Source organism: Bacillus sp. AK124, from assembly GCF_053903085.1.
In genome coordinates this window covers 158,839-177,886 of sequence record NZ_CP096378.1, presented here as the reverse complement: position 1 = coordinate 177,886, position 19,048 = coordinate 158,839, and the positions used below count along the sequence as shown (strand labels likewise).

The following is a 19,048-nucleotide window of genomic DNA, read 5'->3' as shown; positions in this document are numbered from 1 at the left end:
TTCGAATGTAACATGCTTTAAAACTAATTACATTTACATTTTTAAAATTTTCTGTAAATTTTAAAATGATCATTTCCACAACAAAAAAGAGGATATTCAGAGATCATCTGAACATCCTCTTTCTTTGTTTAATCTAGTGTTTCGCCGTTTGAAGCAATCAAGTCTTTATACCAGTAAAAGCTTTTTTTGCGAATGCGGCGCAAGTCTTTCAAATCAAATTCGTCGCGGTTCACATAAATAAATCCGTAGCGTTTTGAACAGCCTTGATGGGTTGAAATCAAGTCGATGGCAGACCATGGGGAGTAGCCGAAAACATCGACTCCATCCGTGATCGCCAGCTGAATTTGCTTGATATGTTCCTTTAAATAATCGATGCGGTAGTCGTCATTTACGACATCTCCGTCTTCAAGCTGATCAAACGCGCCGAGGCCGTTCTCAGTGATGATCAGCGGCAGCTGATAGCGGTCATAGATCTCGCGCAGCGTCGAACGGAAACCGACAGGGTCGATCTCCCAGCCAAATGCGTTTTTCTTTAAGTGCGGATTGCTGCTTCCCCTGTATACGCCTTCTTCTCCCGTCTGCAAATGCTGGTCGCCGCCTCGGGCAGCCGTGTCGCTGCCGTCATCCCTGCTCGCTTCAGCCGTTTGCGACGTATAGTAGTTAAACGCGATAAAGTCCGGCTTGGCTGACCGCAGAATATCCATATCTCCTTCGGCGATGACCGGTGTGCAGTCTTTTTCTTTCATATATGCCCATGCCGTTGTATTGTACCGTCCGAATACGGCCATATCCAAGTAAAGCCAGTTGCGGATCGCATTATAGTTAAAAGCCGCCAGCACGTCCTCCGGTTTCGAAGAAGCAGGATAGATGAGCGCGATATTCGGCGCAGGGCCGATTTTCGCTTCCGGCAGCATCTCATGGCAAAGCTTGATCGCTTTTGCCTGTGCGACAAGCATGTGATGGTTTTGCTGATATAGCTCTTTTTTCGGGTTTTCCAAGTTTGGATCAAGTGTGCCGAGTGCAGATCCGTGGAGAATCATCATATTTTGCTCGTTGATGGTCAGCCAGTATTTGACGCGGTCTCCGTAGCTTTCAAAAAGGATTCTCGCATACTTTTCAAAGGCGTCAATCGTGGCCCTGTCCGACCAGCCGCCTTTTTTCTGCAAAGCATTCGGCAGATCAAAGTGGTACATCGTAACAATCGGTTCGATTCCATATTTCAGGAGTTCATCGATCAAACGGCTGTAAAATTCGATGCCCTTCGGATTAATATCGCCGTCCCCGTCCGGAATGATGCGCGTCCAGGCAATCGAAAAACGGTACGCTTTGAAGCCCATTTCCGCAAACAAGGCGATATCTTCTTTATAGCGGTGGTAATGGTCGCTTGCGACTTTAAAATCGGTTGTCCCTTCCGGGTAGCTTTCGCGCGCATCGATGACAGAAGGCCCTTTTCCATCTTCATCCCAAGCGCCCTCCACTTGATAAGCGGAAGTAGACGCACCCCACAAAAATTCTTCCGGAAATTGAGCTAATGTTTTATATTTCATGATTATTTTCCTCCCATGGTGATGAAATTAAAGTGATGATCGGTTCTTCAGTTTTCACCTGTTTTTGATCCGTTGGAATGATATCCGTGTATTGACCGGAATTTGTAACGATGATTGGTGTTTTCACGTCAAACCCTTCTTCTTTCAAAGCGTCCAGATTGAATTCTGCGAGTATATCACCCCGTTTCACTTTTTGCCCCTGCTCGACCTTGGAATTGAAGTGCCTTCCATCGAGTCTGACCGTGTCCATCCCGATATGAATCAAAATCTCGGCTCCGCTTTCTGACGTTATGCCGTATGCGTGACCCGTCGGAAATGCCGTTGTCACGATGCCGTCCGCAGGGGCGGTGACAACGCCTTTTGACGGAAGCACCGCGATTCCTTTTCCAAGCGCCCCCGATGCGAACACTTTATCTGATACTTCTGTTAACGGCAGGACTTCTCCTTGCAAAGGGCTGTAAATTGGTTCACCGGCGCTTTTTTCAACGGGCTGCTCTTTCGTCTCCTCCACAGGGTCGTCAAAGCCGACAATGTAAGTGAGCAAAATTGATAAAACAAACGAAACTGTAATTCCGATGATAAAGCCGAGAAAGCCCGGTCCGTAAAAAATCGGAATCGTCAACAAGCCCGGAGCGCCGGAAGCGAGGGCGACACTGCCGGAGTATCCGATAATGGCTCCGCCTGCCGCTGCACTGATGACACCGCATACAAACGGCTTTTTCAGCCTGAGTGTCACCCCGTAGACGGCCGGCTCTGTAATCCCGAATATCCCGGTAACGGCAGCAGATCCTGCCAATGCTTTCAACTTCTTGTTTTTCGTCTTCAGCATGACACCAAACGCAGCTCCTGTTTGGGCAAAGACGGCGGCTGCCGTCGCCGGTTTGATGTAGTCCTTGCCGTGGACGGCAATGTTGTTCAAAATGACAGGGACGATCCCCCAGTGAATGCCGAAGATGACAAGGATTTGCCATAAGGCCGCGATAATCGCTCCTGCCAGAATCGGGCTGACATCAAAAACGGACAGAATCGCCGCCGCAATCCCGTTTCCTGTGTAAACACCGAGCGGTCCGAATACGATCAAAGTTAACGGCACCATCACCGTCAGGCATAATAAAGGGGTGATAAAGTTCTTCACGCTTTCATGAATAAAGCGCATACATAATCTTTCAAGATAGCTCATTACAAATACGGCAAGGATAATCGGGATAACGGTCGACGTATAATTCATCAAGACGACCGGAATGCCGAAAAACTCCGTCTGGGCGCCGCTGTTTTTCAGTTCGAGTATCGTTGGATAGATCAGCGCCCCGGCAATCGTCAGCGCTATGAACGGGTTCGCTCCAAATTTTTTGGCGGCCGTAACGGCGAGCAGCAAAGGCAGGAAATAAAACAGGCTGTCGGCTGCCGCGTATAGAATCGTATATGTCGTCTCTTCCGGCGAGAGCCAGCCGGCGTTTGTGCAAATCAAAAGCATGCCTTTTAAAATCCCCGCTCCTGCCATGACGCCGAGCAGCGGAGTGAAAATGCTAGATACGATATCTACTAATCTACCGGCGAGGCTTCCTTTCTCTTTTTGGCTGTGATCGGCCGCAGAACCTTCCAACAGTTGAGAGATCCGGCCGATTTCTTTATAGACTTCAGGAACGTTATTGCCGATAACGACTTGAAATTGTCCGCCGCTCTCCACTACGGTTACCACGCCATCCGTATTTTCAAGCGCTTCCCTGTCTGCTTTGGAACGGTCTTTCAGTTTGAAGCGAAGCCTTGTCGCGCAATGGACTAGCGATACAACGTTCTTCTCCCCGCCGACGCGCTCCAGAATTTCTTTTGCCATTGATTGAACATCCATCGTTGATCATCTCCTGTCTCTCCTAAAGCCCTATTAAGCTGTTAAAAAATAAAAAACCTAAACTAAAGCCAGTACAAAGAAGGCTTAGTTTAGGTTTTGCCTGCCGAACAGTAACAATCCCGTTTTAAGACATGATGAAAATAAAAAAACCTAAATCACTGTGAAAAACAAGGGCATAAGAATCCCGCTCACAGTCATTTAGGTTTTGCCTGCATGATCAGTAACAATCCTAACAACCTGTATAAGTTGATGTAAGTAAAAAGTAGCATACATTTATCCAATTGTCAACGCTTTCATTTTAGCATCATCCTCTATTTTTGATGAACGACCCGCTCGATATGAATCGTCAAATACAGAAGCTCTTCGTTTGTGAGCTGATGACCGTATTCTTTTTCGATGTACTGCCTGATTTTATTTGTACACACATAAGCGTCGCGGTACTTATTTTTGACGGTTTCAAATAAAAAGTCGTCCCGGCTTTCCATATAGGCTCCGCTGAACAGCCGCTGCGCGAAAAATTTCAAATGGGTAATGAAGCGGTAATAGTGAAGCGATTCTTCATCAAAATCGATATGAAAGTGATATTTGACGATGCTTAAAATCTCCTGCATGACTTTCGTAATATTGACGATGTTCGGCATTTCTTCATTCAGCTCGGCGTTTACGATATGGAGTGCGATAAAAGCGGCTTCATCCTCCGGAAGAGCTGTCCCCGTCTTCTTTTCAATGATGGCCAGCGCCTCTTTGCCGATGGCGAACTCATCTTTATACAGCCGTTTTGTCTCCCAAAGCAGGGCGTTTTTAATATCCAGACCCTTTTTATGCCGTTCGACGGCGAAATGAATATGGTCGGTCAGCGAGACATAAATGCTGTCATTCAGCTTCTTGCCGAGCTTTAATTTCGCATAGGAGATAATTTCTTCAGACATTTCCATAAATTCGATCGGAATTTCGTCCAACAGCGTCTTAAATCTTTCTGATACATCTTTATTATCAAGCCTGAAAATCTTCTCGATTCTCGATTCATCCACCGCTTCCCCAGGCTTTTTTTGAAAAGCGATTCCCCTGCCCATGACCACTAATTCCTGACCCTGTTCATTTAAAACACTGATCACATTGTTGTTGATCACTTTGGCAATTTTCACATCGCGCCACTCCCATCTTGTAAGGGGATTTTTTATATTTCTTTTTTCATATGGTACACATTGATTGTACAATCTTTTTGGCCTAGGTCAATATGTTTCAGTCAACGTCCGAAATATTTACATTTTACAGAATGCCCGATTTATAAAAAAAGAGCCGCAGTGCGGCCCTGTAAAAAACCCTCTTAAAAAATGAGCAAAATTCCCGCTGTGACTGACGCCAGACCCGCAAAATAAACGAAGTCTTTTCCGGAAAGCCGCGCTGTTTGATAGTAGGTGCGGTCTTTTGCACCGGTAAACCCTCTCGCTTCCATGGCAACGGCGATTCTTTCCGACTTGCGGATGCCTTGCGAAAACAAAGGCAGCGCATAGCGAATAAACGCCTTCCAGCTGTTTTTTGCTTATAGCCCCTGATTTTGTGCGCCGCCTTCATTTGCGAAAGCTCAGACTGAAAAAGCGGGACAAAACGGAAGCCGGCCAGCAAGCCATAAGCCCATTTAGGCGACAGCCTGCATTGATGAACCAGGCTCATAATAAACTGCGTCAAATCGGTTGTTGATGTAAACAAAAGACCGTATGTGACAAACCCGAGCATCCGGAGCGCGATTGTCAGCCCATTGCCGACGCTTTCCTCGGTGACGCGGAACCAGGCCCATTCCCAAATCGTTTCCTCGCCTTTTCCAAAAGCGGCCATCATCCAAAAGACGAGAATAAAAAAGACGAGATAAGGCAACAGCCGCTTACTTAAATAAGACAAAGTCCATCCCCCGAAAAAAATTCCGATGGCAACCGCAAACAGCCAAATGAATAGAGTCGGTTTCGGATTTGAAACAAACATGAGCAAGCACATGACCAGGAGGTGGGAAAAGAGCTTGGCGCTCGGGTTCAATGCCGAAAGAAGTGAACCATTGCTTTTCATACGGGAACCCTCTCCTTTCTTTCATGCATGAACCGGTAATGAAGCGGCGGTATCAATGAAAAGCGGCGGACGAGGCCTTGATCAGAAAATAATCGATACGGCGTTCCTTGAAATGCCGCTTTCCCTTGATGAAACACGATGACACGGCCGGAATGCTCATCTACGATGTCCATGTCGTGCGTCACCATCACAATCGTCGTTCCCCGTTCCTGCCGTTCCTTTAACCGCTTGATTAATTCTTGCGCCGTCCTTTCGTCCTGACCGAATGTCGGCTCGTCAAGCAGCAGCAGATCCTGGTCAAACAAAAGCATTGTCGCAACGCTTAAACGCCGTTTCTGCCCGAGGCTTAATGTAAAGGGGTGCGCTTTTTGATGAGCGTCAAGTCCGAATTCCCGCAGCAATTCAGCCGTTTTCTTTTCGACCCGGTCCTCCGGCCATCCCCGCTGCCTCGCCCCGAACGCGATCTCGTCAAACACCGTGTCCCGAATAAATTGAAGCTCGGGATTTTGAAAAACAAAGCCGGCCTTCTCATAGAGCGTACGGTCGGACCATTTCTTCAGCTCCCGATCCTCAAGATAAAGGCGCCCTTTTTTGACGGCTTCAAGCCTGATCAGACTTTTTAAAAACGTACTCTTTCCGCTCCCGTTCTCGCCGATGACCGAAATCCATTCTCCCCTTGGAATCTCAAGGGTGATGCCGTCGGCAACGATCTTTTTCCGATAGCCGATCGCCGCGTCGTCTGCGCGGATCAATATGTCTCTGTCAGCTGTAGGCCTGTTTTTCGCCTCCTCCTCTTTCATTTTCAATGTAGAAGAGAGCTTGACGGCGAGCGGATGATCATCTTGTGTGATGACATCTTCCCATACCGCAGGGTACAGTTTCGGCTGCCAGATGCCCGCCGCTTTCATCTCCGGCTGAAAATGTTTCACGATTTCTTCCGGCTTTCCGTCAGCGATGATCTGTCCCTTTCCATTGAAAAGAATGACGCGGTCCATCCACTCGATACAGCCGTCCAGCACGTGTTCGACGAACACCATCGTCTGTCCGCTTTTTCGTGAAACGTTACGAAGCAAGGCAAAGATGTCTTTCCGGCTGGCCGGGTCCAGCTGCGCCGTCGGCTCGTCAAAAAACAGCACTTCAGGCTCCAGAGCGAGCAGGCACGCTAATGCCAGTCTCTGCTTCATACCGCCTGACAAGGTTTCGATCGGCGTTTTCTTATCTATCTTTAATCCGACTTGCTCCATCAGCTCCGAGATGATGCCGTCCATATCTTTTGGGGAGACAGACCGGTTTTCTAGGCTAAAAGCGATTTCCTCATCAACATGAAGCATGCAGAACTGCGAATCCGGATCCTGAAACATAACGCCGGCGCTCTTTCTGCGATTGACCTCTCCGCTGACCTCAGCTTCGACATGTTCAGGAATGATGCCGGAAAGCACGGACAACAGTGTCGATTTGCCGCTTCCGCTCGGACCGAGTATCAGCACTTTCTCTCCCTGCCCAATCGACAGGACGGAAAGGTTACTGCATCCGAGAAATGAACGCATCGGCATCATCCTTCTTCCGCTGTTCCTTCATGATCTCATACTGATTCAGGACGCCCGTTTTCGCAAGCGCTTCGACAACGGCTTTTGCCAGCCAGCCGCCGAGTACAATGCCGCTGATGATTTGGATGATAAGCGTCATGATCAGCGTTTGCGTCGTATAGTAGGCAAAACCGTTCGCCATCAGGCTGTATGTCATGCTTCCGACCGCGGCAAGCGCACCGGAAAGCATAAGGGTAAACAAGTTGTAACGCTTATAGCGAAAGATCGCAAAAGCGATTTCCGCACCGGCTCCCTGGAACACACCGATTAATAATGCTGACAGTCCAAAGTGGCTTCCGGTCAGCAGTTCGACCGCCGCAGCTGCCGTCTCGGCAATCAGCGCCGCACCCGGTTTACGGATGATATAAGCGACAATCGGGCTGGCGATCACCCAAATGCCGAACATAAAGTTCGCTCCGACAGGCCCGACAATAGCTGAAACAGGGATCCACAAGGTGGACCATCCTAAGTAAATGACGCCGCATGCAACGGACAAGATCACTGCCATCACGACTTCTTTCATGTTCCAATTCATCGTCTCACCGCCTCCATTTCCACAGGCCAATCTTCAACTGTATAAGCCATCTCCCAAAAGCCGTATTCAAGCTGACAACTTTGCAAAAAAAGCTCCTTCATTTTTTCTTTTTCAGCCTTGCCCGCTGTTTCGGCCCATTCATCCAGGCGGGCGCAAAACTTCGTCGTGATTGAATCGGTTCGGTCTCCGTAAAAACAGATCCAGTCATAAAATGGATGCGACGGGTCAGGCTGAACGTCCATCATCAGTTTTTTTCCGATCTCCCAATATGTCCACGGACAAGGCAGCAAGACGGCTAATATCTCTCCCAGCGTGCCTTCGTGCGCCGCCGTCAGCATATGGCGGATATAATGATGGGCAGAAGGCGCAAGCGGATAGCCCTGCAGAGATTCATACTCCACCCCCGCGGCCCGGCACAGGTTGTTGTGCGGGTGCACTTCGCTGTTTAATACAAATGAAATCTGCTCATGAAACATCTCCATGTCTTTCCGGTTTTGACACTTGGAAATTGCAATTCCGTAGATTTGAATAAAAGCGTTCAAATACTCGTAATCTTGCTTCACATAATGAATAAGCTGCTCCTTTTTCAGCTTGCCGGACGCCAGTCCCAATACAAACGGATGCTCAAAAATGGCTTCAAAAATAGGGTCTGCCTCGCGGCGAAGTTCTGCAGAAAAACTCATGTAGATAGCCTCCTCAGCAATCGGTTTTATAAGGAAGGCACAGGGGGGAGCGAGCCGCTTTATACGCAAAAAAGCCGCCCCAAAATGGAGCGGCCTTTGTATGATGAAATCATAAAGACACCGGCTCCACTTCCCTACGCTAGTATGAACTAGATCAGGTTCAAAGGGTCCAAGATCGCTACTTGTCTCAGCCGGCTTACGGCTCCCCTAGTGGACTTCCTATTACATTAACTTTTACTCTACACATCAATGATTATGATGTCAACCTGAGTTTTTCAGTTTTATTCTTGTATAAAACCGCCGGGTTTCATACAGAAGATGCAGCGGGTAAAAATATTTATGGAAAAATGTTAATTTTCTGAAACCTTTTGCGGGCTTGTTCGTCTAATATAGTGAAGACAAAAAAATTTGGAGGGGATATTTATGATGATGTTTATCTTGATTTTGACAATGGCTGTGTATTTGTTCTATTCTTTCAGCAAAGACAACCGGCCGGCCAAAAGAAACAACAAGAATCATCAGACACTGACTGTTATTAGGGAAAACCCTTTTACCGCCCCTTCCAATGATGTCAATTGCTAACTTGATAGACAACAAGCAAGCCGCCCAATGACGGGCGGCTTTTTACGTTTTTAGGATTGAAATTGTTCCGCTTCAGTCGATCCCTTCAGTGCAGTGGTTGATGAAGTCCCGCCTGTCACAACCTGGGCGACTTCATCAAAGTAGCTCGTTCCGACTTCGCGCTGATGCCTTGTCGCCGTATAGCCGTGGACTTCGCTGGCAAACTCGGCCTGCTGCAGATCAGAATACGCCGCCATTCCGCGGTGCTTATATTGACGGGCCAATTCAAACATGCCGTGGTTTAAGGCGTGGAAGCCTGCCAGTGTGACAAATTGAAATTTATAGCCCATTTCACTGAGCTGTTTCTGGAAGTTCAAGATGGTGTTGTCATCCAGTTTGGCCTTCCAGTTGAACGAAGGGGAGCAGTTGTAGGCGAGCAGTTTGCCCGGGAATTTTTCATGGATCGCCTGTGCAAACCGGTGGGCTTCTTCAATATTCGGCTCAGACGTTTCACACCAGATCAAATCGGCATACGGCGCATACGCCAAACCTCTCGCAATCGCCTGATCAAGACCCGGCTTTGTTTTGAAGAACCCTTCCGCTGTTCGCTCTCCCGTCAAAAACGGCGCATCATATGAATCGACGTCGCTTGTGATCAGGTCGGCCGCATTCGCGTCCGTACGGGCAATAAGAATGGTCGGGACTCCCATCACGTCTGCGGCGAGGCGCGCGGCAATCAAATTACGCACCGCCGTTTGCGTCGGAAGCAGCACTTTCCCGCCCAAATGCCCGCACTTTTTCTCAGACGACAACTGGTCTTCAAAGTGAACTCCCGCGGCGCCGGCTTCAATCATACCTTTCATCAGCTCGAACACATTCAGCTGTCCGCCGAAGCCCGCTTCAGCGTCGGCCACAATCGGAGCAAACCAATCGATGTCTTCTTTTCCTTCCATATGGTGAATTTGATCGGCGCGCTGCAGCGTACGGTTGATTTTTTTGACGACTTCCGGCACGCTGTTTGCCGGATAAAGGCTTTGGTCAGGATACATGCTCCCTGACAAATTGGCATCGGCCGCCACCTGCCAACCGCTTAAATAAATCGCTTTCAATCCGGCTTTTACTTGCTGCATGGCTTGATTTCCGGTCAAAGCGCCCAGCGCCGGCACGAAGTCCTCTGTGTGGAGAAGCTTCCACAGCTTTTCGGCGCCGCGCCTTGCAATCGTGTATTCAATCTCAAGCGTGCCTCTCAGCCGAATAACGTCAGCCGCCTGATACGGCCTTGTGATCCCTTTCCAGCGTTCTTCATGCTCCCAGCTTTCTGCGAGTTGTTTTTCTTTCAGCATCGCACATTCCCCCATCATATTTTTTCATAAGCGGGTATCGTTAGAAATTCCGCGAATTCATCATCCAAAATCAGCTGTTCAAATAACTGTCCGGCCTCTTCGAACCGGCCGCTCCGAAAATGTTCTATGCCGGCTTCTTCGAAGATTTTCTGCATTTCTTCCTCTTTCATCATCTTGACCATTTCGGCGTTGACTTTCCGGCCATCGTCAAGAACCCCTTTCGGATGGCGAATCCATTGCCAAAGCTGGGCTCTGGAAATCTCCGCCGTTGCTGCGTCCTCCATTAAGTGGTCGATCGGAGCGGCGCCTCTGCCCGACAGCCATGAAGCTAAATAGCGGATGCCGGCGCTGATATTGGTACGGACGCCTGCTTCTGTAATCCGGCCTTGCGGTACTTCCAGCAAGTCTTTTTCCTCGACCTTTACGTCTTCCCGCTTTCTATGAATCTGGTTCGCCGACGGCATATGCTGATTGAATACATCGAGCGCCGTTTGAATCATGCCGGGATGCGCGATCCATGTTCCGTCATGTCCGTCTTTTACTTCACGTTCCTTATCTTCGCGGATTTTGGCAAATGCGGCTTCATTGATCTCAGGTTTGTCTTTAGCGGGAATTTGCGCCGCCATTCCCCCGATCGCATGGACATTGCGTTTATGACACGTTTGAATCGCCAAGAGGGAGTACGCTCTCATGTTTGGAACCGTCATCGTCACGGCTGAGCGGTCTGGAAGAATGACTTCTTCCCTGTTCCTGAATTTCTTAATAAAGCTGAAAATATAATCCCACCTGCCGCAGTTAAGTCCGGCTGAATGCTCCTTCAATTCATAGAGGATTTCATCCATTTCAAAAGCCGCCAGGATCGTTTCAATGAGAACCGTCGCTTTAATCGTGCCCTGCGGAATGCGCAAATCGTTTTGCGCATAAACAAATACGTCGTTCCACAGCCTTGCTTCCAGATGGTTTTCGATTTTTGGAAGGTAGAAATAAGGGCCGCTTCCTTTTTTGATCAGCTCTTTTGCGTTATGGAAAAAATAAAGGCCAAAATCGAACAGGCTTGCTGACACGGGCTTGCCGCCGATCAGCACATGCTTCTCTTCCAAGTGCCATCCCCTCGGTCTTACAATGATGACGGCGGGATTTTCTTTCAGCTCATAGCGTTTGCCCTGTTCATTCGTAAAAGAAATCGTCCCGCGAACCGCGTCCCGCAAATTAACCTGGCCTTCAATGCAGTTTTTCCAAGTCGGCGAGTTCGCATCTTCAAAGTCGGCCATAAAGACTTTGGCTCCTGAATTTAAAGCATTGATGACCATTTTTCTGTCGACCGGGCCAGTGATTTCAACCCTGCGGTCCTCCAAATCCCGGGGGAGCGGCGCGACCGTCCAGTCCGCCTCGCGGATGTGCTTCGTTTCCGCCAAAAAACCGGGATTCTTCCCTTGATCAATTTCAGCCTGCCTGATCGTTCGCAAATGCAGCAATTCCCGTCTTCTTCCCCCGAAATGTCGTTCAAGACGTCCGATAAACTCCAGCGCTTCTTTTGTCAAAATCTCTTCATACTGCGGATTCATCGATCCGGTTATCTGAGTTCTCTTCTCCTCTGTTTTCATGTCTCCCTACCCCTTTACATGCATTGTTATAAAACAGTTTGCTTACTCGCCTTTTTTGGAAAGACAGCGCTCACATTCCATAAAGTAAGATTCAGCCTGCTCCTCCATCTTTTCACCGCATTCAGGGCAAGTTTTTTTTGGAAGCGTTCTGAAAAATTCCATCGGACTTTTCAAGCTCATTTGTGTCACTCTCCTTTTTATAGAACAGTTTTATGTTTTTAATTTCTGTTGTAGTACAGTATACAGCGCAAAAAGAAAAAAGTACACACCTTTTTCCAAAAAATATTTATTTTTTTCCATTCAAACAAAAATAGATTGTTCTCTTTTTATTCATAACTTGTTCATATTTTTCTTCTAGAATAGGGAACATAAAGAGGTGAAAGTGATGATGAAAATAAAAAACAAACAACTTGATGTCACTCTGATTCTGATTTTGTTGGCAGCTCTTATTCTGAATACATATAACATTTGGCAGGACAATGCCGCCAACCAGTATTACTTGGCGGCGGTCAAAAGCATGACGCAAAGCTTCCACAATTTCTTCTTTGCGTCATTCGACTCTTCCGGATTCGTATCAGTAGATAAGCCGCCCCTCGTTTTATGGATTCAGACCATATTTGCGAAAATTTTCGGCGTGCATACGTGGAGTGTGATTTTGCCGCAGGCGCTTGCAGGTGCGGGTTCCGTCTATCTGCTATACGCACTGATTAAACCGAAATTCGGAAAAGGAGCCGCCCGCATTTCAGCGCTGGTGATGGCGCTGACGCCGATCGCGGTTGCCGTAAGCCGGACGAATAATATCGACAGCATGCTCGTCTTCACGCTCCTTCTTGGTACATGGTGCCTGATGAAGGCGGTCAAACAAGGCAGGCTGCTCTGGCTGCTCGCTGCATTTGGCCTCATCGGCCTCGGGTTCAATATGAAGATGCTTCAGGCATTCATGGTGCTTCCCGCGTTCTTGCTGTTTTATCTCATCGCGGCCCATGCGAATTGGAAGAAAAAAATTGTGTCCGCTGTTTTATCGCTTATTGTTCTCACCGGCGTTTCGCTTTCTTGGGCGCTTGCTGTCGACTATACATCGGCCGACAGCCGCCCGTATGTCGGAAGCAGTCAAACCAACTCCGTGCTTGAACTGGCTTTCGGCTACAACGGCACAGAGCGGCTGCTCGGCCAGACGACGGGCAACGTCCGCGGCGATATGAACGGTTTTAGAGGAGACATGCAGCAGCCGAACGGCAATGCACACACTCAGAACGGGAACAATGCAGTCGACAGCTCCAATGGACAAAATGGCGCGATGCAGCCGCCGGGTGCAAGCAGCGCGACCAACGGCAATGCGCAAACTCAAGACGGAAGCCGTTCATCCGACGGCTCCGATGGACAAAACGGTGCAATGCAGCCGCCGGCTGCGGGCAACGCGACCGATGACGGTTCTCAAGGAGCAAACGGCGGCAGTCAGCCGCCAACCGGAGGCGGACCGGGTGGAGGCAACGGCGGGCCCGGTGGCAATGGCGGACCGGGTGCAGGTCAAGGCAGCGGACAAAGCATGAACATGTTCGGCACCGGTGACGCAGGACCCCTGCGGCTCTTCCAATCTGCTTTATCGGGCCAAATTAGCTGGATGCTTCCATTCGCATTATTCGGACTGCTCGGCATGATCATCAGCTGGCTCCGCAGCCGCCGTGAAAATGCAGGCGAAATGAAAGAAACAATCTTTTGGGCTGCTTGGCTCGTTCCTGTTGCCGGGTTCTTTAGCATCGCCGGATTCTTTCACCACTACTACTTGATTATGCTGGCGCCGCCGATCGCCGCACTGTCAGGAATTGGATGGTACGCGATGTACGGCCTTTACAAAAATCACAAAGACTGGGCAAGCTATCTGCTGCCGGCGGCCGTTCTGACAACGGCAGCATTCCAAGTGTATATTTTAAGCGCATATACAAGCCAAATCGGCAACGCCTGGATGTATGTCATGGGCCTCTTGGGGCTGGGTGTCAGCATCGCCTTACTGATGCTGAAGCGAAGTCATCCATTCGGAAAGCAGCTCACCATCATCAGCTTGTGCGTGCTTCTTTTGACACCGGTCTATTGGTCAGCAACACCGATCCTTTACGGAGGAAACAGCGTTCTTCCTGAATCGGGGCCTCAGCTGCAAAGCTCCAACGGAGGCGGAATGTTCAGCTCGGATGTGGACACAGGATTGCTCACATACCTCCGGAAAAATAATACCGACGAAGAGTACCTGTTCGCGACATTGACAACGGTAACCGCAGCCCCGTATATCATCAATGCCGACGAAAATGTCATGGCGCTCGGAGGCTTCAACGGCACAGATCCGATCTTGTCGGTCAGTGAGCTGAAAAACCTCGTCAAAGAAGGAAAAATAAAATACTTTCTGATCAGTGACAACTCAGGCAACAGTGAGCTCGTCTCCTGGATTAAAGAAAACGGAACCGAAATTTCGTCTGATGAATACAACAGTACCACGAACAATACAGACAGCTCCGCACAACAGGGCGCAAGGGGCGGCCTGGGCGGCGGACAGCAGCAAACACTCTACAAGGTTGAGCTGTAGGAAATATGAGGAAGCCCATCGGACTCATCCGATGGGCTTTTGATTATGCTTTTCTAAAAATAACCGGCGGATGATGTTCAATATGGTAAAGAAGTTTTTCTCCATATAGGGTCATCGTTTGCCGCCGACCTGCACGAGATTCCACACGGCTCAGCTACAGCGCCGACTTGATCACTTTCTTACCGTAAAGAACGGACAGCAAACCGAAAATAGAATACAGAACGGTGTACAGCACCATCACGATGATCATCGGCGTCCGCACCTCTGCTCCGAATAAGAACCAGCCGGATTGGACAGCAAAGTAACTGTGAGACAGGCCGATAACCAATGGAATTCCGAAATTATACATTTGCTTGATTCGTATCCCCTTCAGAAGATCCCCGCGCGTGAAACCAAGTTTTCTCAAGATCGTGTAATTCGGTTTCTCATCTTCGCTTTCGTCCATTTGTTTAAAGTAAAGGATGCATCCTGATGTGATCAGAAACGTAAGTCCTAGAAATCCTACGATAAACATGGCAAGTCCGAAAAGCGATTTTTGAGCTGTGCTTGCATCGAGGAGCGATAAATGCTGATCGTTTTGATTCACTGTTGCAAACAATTCATTTGCCTGCTGAATCTGATCTTCATCTTTTAAATTGATCCCGTAAAAAAGACTCGACTTCTGCTGTAATTTTGGATCTTTGTCTTGGCTCAGACGTTTAAACAGCGCATCATCCACAACGGCTACAGGCAATCCGCCGCTGGTAAAGTTGAAGGATAAGAGCGACTCTTTTCTCAAGCCTATATAGTTTAATGGGATTGTCTCATGCCTGCTCTTTACCTTTACGGCACCGGTCTCTTTTAAAGCCATAAATTTCTGGAGAAGGTCGGTATACCCTGAGAAAATGACGTCTCCTTTATGCACGTCAATCCCGTCAATTTGTGCATCGCTGACCACAGCAAGAGGTAATTTCCCCGGGTCGCCAGCCATATTTTCAGGATCCCCTTCGACAACTTGTTCCAGATTGAAAGTCGCCTGAATGACATGAATTTCTTTTTTGCTGTATGGAATGTTGTTTTCATCCAATAGTTGTTCGAACCGTTTTGCATCCTTTTGATTTGTCATAGCGAAATCAGCCGCCACATTTTGTTCGGCGGCTTTCTCTGCAGAGTAGTACGAAATATAGCACAAGGATAACAAACCGATCGCCAGTGCCGTAACAGTGGTGATGATCGTTAATAATAGAGCGTTTGATTTCAGCCGGAACATGATCGATGAAAGGGACAGCACTTCATAAATATTTAAGTAGCCTCCTTTGCTTTTGCGGATGATGTTGGAGACAAAGCTGACCGATCCTTTATAAAAGAAGTACGTTCCGATGATAACGGTACCGAGAATAAAGCTCATCGCATAAAACAGCTCATCTATGGTCTTGAATTTTCCGCTGAACAACTCAGTAGAAATGTAATATCCCGACAAAATAAACAAGATGCCCAATAAACCAATGATCATTTGAAAAACGGATATTCTCTTTACCTTATCTTCCGTAGCTGATGTCGCTTTAAATAATGATAAAATGCTTTGCTTTTTGATAAACGTATAATTCATCACCATCACCAGCAGGTAGATTCCGCAGAATACAATGACAGTTTGCACAAGCGCTTCTCCGGAAAAATTCAATTCGGTTTCAGCTTGAACATCTACTATTTTAAATAAAGTCATAAGCACGAGCTTTGAGATCGAAAACCCGGCAAACACCCCAATGACCAAAGAGCCGAAATACAGCATGACATTTTCCAAACTTAAAATGCGGAAGATTTTTTGCTTCCTCATGCCGATTAGCTGGAATAAACCGATTTCTTTGCTGCGCCGCTTAATAAAAATCGTATTGGCATACAAAATAAAAACTGCTACTACTGCCACTAGAAGAATGGAAGCTGCTTTCAAAGCCGCTGCGCCTTTTATCGATGCCTTCACTTCATCGATCGCCGGATCATATTGCAGCGTAACAAACGCAAAATAAAGCGCCACGCTGAAGATTAACGCAAACACATAAAGGTAATAGTTCCGTATATTCTTTTTCAGGTTGCGGAAGATCAGCTGATTAATACTCATGCTGAACCCCGCCTAACACGCCTTGCGTTTTCATGATGTCCTGAAAGAACATCTGCCTGTCTTGTCCGCCTTTATTCAGCTGCGTATAAATTTGTCCGTCTTTAATGAAAACCACTCTGCTGCAGAAGCTCGCGGCGACGGGATCATGGGTGACCATAATGATTGTGGCCCGGCGCTTTTGATTTAACTGGCTCAGCTTGTTTAACAAGTCTGATGCGGATTTCGAATCAAGCGCACCGGTCGGTTCGTCAGCGAAAATAATGCTCGGTTCATGAATAAACGCCCTGGCTGCTGATGTGCGCTGTTTTTGCCCGCCGGAAATTTCATTCGGATATTTATTCTTCAGCTCAAAGATGCCTAATTCTTTCGCGACTTCCTCAAATTTTTGACCGGCTTCTTTTTTTGATATTTTCGTAATCGACAGCGGCAGAAGGATATTTTCTTTCACTGTCAGCGTATCGAGCAAATTGTATTCTTGAAAGATAAATCCTAAATGCTGCTTCCTGAATTCAGCAAGCTGTTTTTCCTTCAGATTCGTCATCTCAGCTTGGTTGATGTTAATCGTTCCGCCGCTCACCTGGTCAATAGAGGACAGAACATTGAGCAATGTTGTTTTGCCTGAACCTGACGGGCCCATAATACTGACAAATTCACCCTTTTGGATCTGAATGTCAATTCCCTTTAACACTTCGTGTTTATTGTGCTTATTTCCATAGCTTTTTCGTATTTTTTTCGCTTCTAAAATCATCATTTTTAAAATCTCCTTTTGACTGGATATTTTTATTATAGAAAGGAGGACAGCCGTTTTCCTTCGATTCAGCGAACAAAAAAGAAAAGCGTGTGACACTTTTGTCACACGCCAAGCACACGGGAAAATTCGTTCCGCTTCGGAAAAATCAGCGTAAAGGTTGTCCCCGTTCCTGGTTTAGAATCAACCTCGATATGAATCAGGAGCGGCTTTGCCGCTTTTTTCGCCAAATACAGCCCCATTCCCGTGGCGGCCTGATCATGATGCTCCGTTGTTGATGTGAAACCTTTGTCAAACACACGCGGTATATCTTTTGGATCGATGCCCCGTCCAAAATCTTGAACTGCGAGATGCACCTGGCCATCTTGTTCATAGCTTTTAATCAAAATATCGGATGCTTCGCTGTATTTCACTGCGTTTGTCAGCAGCTGCCTCATGATAAAAGACAGCCATTTCGCATCGCTGAGCACTTCCCCGGCCTCAAGCTGTATATCAAACCCGATCCCTTTTGGAATGCACCATGATTGCAAATCTTTTAGTTCTTTAAAGATTAAAGGTTTGAGCTCTAGAGCTTCAAGAGACAAGTCATTTTCGATAAACGACATCCGCTTTTGATGAAGCTGGCGATCGAGCAGCAGGTGAACGCGCAGCCATTCATAGTCGAGTCTCGATTTTAATGATTGATCGTCAATCGTCTCCATGATCAAATGCATGGCGGTAAGCGGCGTTTTGACTTCGTGTATCCAGGCCATGAGCTCATCTTTTTCATTCTCCAATGCCAGGCGATGCTGCGCCGCCTCTTGCTTTAACTGTTTCGTTTGTTCGGCTATGCTTTTTTCAATCATCGTTTCGAAAGGCGTTTCCGCCTCTCGAATGTTTGTCACATCGAGATTGTGATCCCATTCTTCCAGGCTTTTATAAAACTTCGTTTCCCTCCGAAAGCGGACAAGTACAAAAACGATAAAAATAAATGAAGACAAATAGGTCATATATAAAATCGATGCAAAAGGAATGGATGAATCGACATAAGCGATAAACAGAAAGACGATCTGCTGCAAGACAAATATGGCGATCCAGCTTCGCCTCTCGGTCAAAAACGCTTTCAGCATTCTCATCATCCTTCTTCTTTCGCCATATAGCCCTGGCCGACCTTTGTCTCAATATATTGCCCCAAGTTCAAGGTATCCAGTTTTTTTCTCAAACGGTTTACGTTGACCGTCAGCGTGTTATCGCTGACAAAACGCTCATCGTTCCATAAGCTTCTCATCAATTCTTCCCTGCTGACAATTTTGTTTTTTTGGTCGATCAATTGTTTTAAAATGAACATTTCATTCCTCGTCAACTCGATCGACCCCGCCTTATTGCTGACGCGGTTTTGCTCGGGATCAACGGTTGCACCGCACCACGCTTTCTTCAGAATCTCAGGCTCCGTATTATAGTCGTAAACACGGCGGAAAATCGCCTGGATTTTGGCAATCAGCACGTCAAAATGAAACGGTTTCTGAATATAATCATCTGCTCCAAACTGCATGGACATGACCATATCAGCCGGATGGTCGCGCGAAGATAAAAAGAGAATCGGAACGTTGGAACGGGAACGGATCTGCCGGCACCAATGAAACCCGTCATATTTCGGCAGCTGAATATCGATAATGACGCAATCGGGCTTAATCGCCGCAAACTCCTGCATCACTTCGCTGAAATCGTCGATGCCGTACACCTCGTATGACCACCCGGTTAACCGTTCTTTTATTTCCTGAAACAGCGATTCATCGTCTTCGATCAACAGCAGTTTAAACATTTGCCTCACCGCACTTTTTGTCTTTTTTCTAAGTCAAGTGTATAGCAAATCGTTTTCATG

General features: G+C 47.5%; 15 protein-coding genes, 1 pseudogene and 1 riboswitch. Of the genes and pseudogenes, 2 read left to right on the top strand and 14 right to left on the bottom strand.

The window, feature by feature from the left end; genetic code table 11:
* Positions 1 to 128 precede the first annotated feature (128 nt).
* The 7 genes and pseudogenes from M1E06_RS00845 to tenA form a co-directional block, all read right to left on the bottom strand.
* A complete protein-coding gene (locus M1E06_RS00845) occupies positions 129 to 1,547 on the bottom strand; it encodes a glycoside hydrolase family 1 protein (protein WP_020453496.1) in 1,419 nt (472 codons plus the stop codon).
* Positions 1,537 to 3,396 (bottom strand): PTS beta-glucoside transporter subunit IIBCA, encoded by a 1,860-nt coding sequence (locus M1E06_RS00840; RefSeq protein WP_020453497.1) that lies wholly within the window; start codon positions 3,394 to 3,396, stop codon positions 1,537 to 1,539. The genes M1E06_RS00845 and M1E06_RS00840 overlap by 11 nt, the downstream gene beginning before the upstream one ends.
* 311 nt (positions 3,397 to 3,707) lie before the next feature.
* Entirely contained in the window at positions 3,708 to 4,541 is an 834-nt protein-coding gene (gene licT, locus M1E06_RS00835) for a BglG family transcription antiterminator LicT (protein ID WP_020453498.1), read from the bottom strand.
* Positions 4,542 to 4,723: 182 nt separating this feature from the next.
* Positions 4,724 to 5,457, bottom strand: a pseudogene (locus M1E06_RS00830) (energy-coupling factor transporter transmembrane component T family protein).
* Positions 5,454 to 7,004, bottom strand: a complete 1,551-nt coding sequence (locus tag M1E06_RS00825; RefSeq protein WP_456270908.1) for an ABC transporter ATP-binding protein — start codon at positions 7,002 to 7,004, stop codon at positions 5,454 to 5,456. The pseudogene M1E06_RS00830 and the gene M1E06_RS00825 overlap by 4 nt, the downstream one beginning before the upstream one ends.
* The gene (locus tag M1E06_RS00820) at positions 6,979 to 7,578 is read right to left on the bottom strand and encodes an ECF transporter S component (RefSeq protein WP_020453501.1); all 600 of its coding nucleotides are present in this window, start codon (positions 7,576 to 7,578) and stop codon (positions 6,979 to 6,981) included. The genes M1E06_RS00825 and M1E06_RS00820 overlap by 26 nt, the downstream gene beginning before the upstream one ends.
* Complete coding sequence (gene tenA, locus M1E06_RS00815; protein ID WP_020453502.1) at positions 7,575 to 8,261, bottom strand: thiaminase II; 687 nt, start codon at positions 8,259 to 8,261, stop codon at positions 7,575 to 7,577. Before tenA ends, M1E06_RS00820 begins: the two co-directional genes overlap by 4 nt.
* A 114-nt stretch (positions 8,262 to 8,375) precedes the next feature.
* A riboswitch (TPP riboswitch) is annotated at positions 8,376 to 8,480 on the bottom strand.
* 204 nt (positions 8,481 to 8,684) lie between these two features.
* Between tenA and M1E06_RS00810 the strand changes: the two genes are divergently transcribed.
* Positions 8,685 to 8,843: a hypothetical protein gene (locus tag M1E06_RS00810; RefSeq protein WP_020453503.1), complete on the top strand. Its 159-nt coding sequence runs from the start codon at positions 8,685 to 8,687 to the stop codon at positions 8,841 to 8,843.
* Between the two features lie 50 nt (positions 8,844 to 8,893).
* Here M1E06_RS00810 and aceA read toward each other — a convergent pair whose 3' ends face one another.
* From aceA to yhfH, 3 genes are read right to left on the bottom strand one after another with little or no spacing between them, the layout of a single operon-like run.
* Positions 8,894 to 10,165 (bottom strand): isocitrate lyase, encoded by a 1,272-nt coding sequence (gene aceA / locus M1E06_RS00805; RefSeq protein WP_020453504.1) that lies wholly within the window; start codon positions 10,163 to 10,165, stop codon positions 8,894 to 8,896.
* Positions 10,166 to 10,179: 14 nt separating this feature from the next.
* Entirely contained in the window at positions 10,180 to 11,769 is a 1,590-nt protein-coding gene (gene aceB, locus M1E06_RS00800; RefSeq protein WP_048350093.1) for a malate synthase A, read from the bottom strand.
* A gap of 42 nt (positions 11,770 to 11,811) precedes the next feature.
* Positions 11,812 to 11,949, bottom strand: coding sequence for a protein YhfH (gene yhfH, locus M1E06_RS00795; protein ID WP_023856901.1), 138 nt, complete (start codon positions 11,947 to 11,949; stop codon positions 11,812 to 11,814).
* A 214-nt stretch (positions 11,950 to 12,163) separates the two neighbouring features.
* On the opposite strand from yhfH, the gene M1E06_RS00790 reads away from it, so the two are divergent.
* Complete coding sequence (locus tag M1E06_RS00790; protein WP_165389261.1) at positions 12,164 to 14,344, top strand: ArnT family glycosyltransferase; 2,181 nt, start codon at positions 12,164 to 12,166, stop codon at positions 14,342 to 14,344.
* A gap of 154 nt (positions 14,345 to 14,498) precedes the next feature.
* Here M1E06_RS00790 and M1E06_RS00785 read toward each other — a convergent pair whose 3' ends face one another.
* The 4 genes from M1E06_RS00785 to M1E06_RS00770 form a co-directional block, all read right to left on the bottom strand.
* Positions 14,499 to 16,439: an ABC transporter permease gene (locus M1E06_RS00785; RefSeq protein WP_020453507.1), complete on the bottom strand. Its 1,941-nt coding sequence runs from the start codon at positions 16,437 to 16,439 to the stop codon at positions 14,499 to 14,501.
* Entirely contained in the window at positions 16,429 to 17,190 is a 762-nt protein-coding gene (locus tag M1E06_RS00780; protein ID WP_020453508.1) for an ABC transporter ATP-binding protein, read from the bottom strand. The genes M1E06_RS00785 and M1E06_RS00780 overlap by 11 nt, the downstream gene beginning before the upstream one ends.
* 101 nt (positions 17,191 to 17,291) lie before the next feature.
* Positions 17,292 to 18,296, bottom strand: a complete 1,005-nt coding sequence (locus M1E06_RS00775; RefSeq protein WP_020453509.1) for a sensor histidine kinase — start codon at positions 18,294 to 18,296, stop codon at positions 17,292 to 17,294.
* Between the two features lie 5 nt (positions 18,297 to 18,301).
* A complete protein-coding gene (locus M1E06_RS00770) occupies positions 18,302 to 18,988 on the bottom strand; it encodes a response regulator transcription factor (protein ID WP_020453510.1) in 687 nt (228 codons plus the stop codon).
* Between the last annotated feature and the right edge of the window lie 60 nt (positions 18,989 to 19,048).

Bases quoted from the DNA above. Each gene is read 5' to 3' on its own strand.
- M1E06_RS00845 (WP_020453496.1), bottom strand. From the start codon at position 1,547: ATGAAATATAAAACATTAGCTCAATTTCCGGAAGAATTTTTGTGGGGT.
- M1E06_RS00840 (WP_020453497.1), bottom strand. From the start codon at position 3,396: ATGGATGTTCAATCAATGGCAAAAGAAATTCTGGAGCGCGTCGGCGGG.
- M1E06_RS00825 (WP_456270908.1), bottom strand. From the start codon at position 7,004: ATGCGTTCATTTCTCGGATGCAGTAACCTTTCCGTCCTGTCGATTGGG.
- M1E06_RS00820 (WP_020453501.1), bottom strand. From the start codon at position 7,578: ATGAATTGGAACATGAAAGAAGTCGTGATGGCAGTGATCTTGTCCGTT.
- tenA (WP_020453502.1), bottom strand. From the start codon at position 8,261: ATGAGTTTTTCTGCAGAACTTCGCCGCGAGGCAGACCCTATTTTTGAA.
- M1E06_RS00810 (WP_020453503.1), top strand. From the start codon at position 8,685: ATGATGATGTTTATCTTGATTTTGACAATGGCTGTGTATTTGTTCTAT.
- aceA (WP_020453504.1), bottom strand. From the start codon at position 10,165: ATGCTGAAAGAAAAACAACTCGCAGAAAGCTGGGAGCATGAAGAACGC.
- aceB (WP_048350093.1), bottom strand. From the start codon at position 11,769: ATGAAAACAGAGGAGAAGAGAACTCAGATAACCGGATCGATGAATCCG.
- yhfH (WP_023856901.1), bottom strand. From the start codon at position 11,949: ATGAGCTTGAAAAGTCCGATGGAATTTTTCAGAACGCTTCCAAAAAAA.
- M1E06_RS00785 (WP_020453507.1), bottom strand. From the start codon at position 16,439: ATGAGTATTAATCAGCTGATCTTCCGCAACCTGAAAAAGAATATACGG.
- M1E06_RS00780 (WP_020453508.1), bottom strand. From the start codon at position 17,190: ATGATGATTTTAGAAGCGAAAAAAATACGAAAAAGCTATGGAAATAAG.
- M1E06_RS00775 (WP_020453509.1), bottom strand. From the start codon at position 18,296: ATGCTGAAAGCGTTTTTGACCGAGAGGCGAAGCTGGATCGCCATATTT.
- M1E06_RS00770 (WP_020453510.1), bottom strand. From the start codon at position 18,988: ATGTTTAAACTGCTGTTGATCGAAGACGATGAATCGCTGTTTCAGGAA.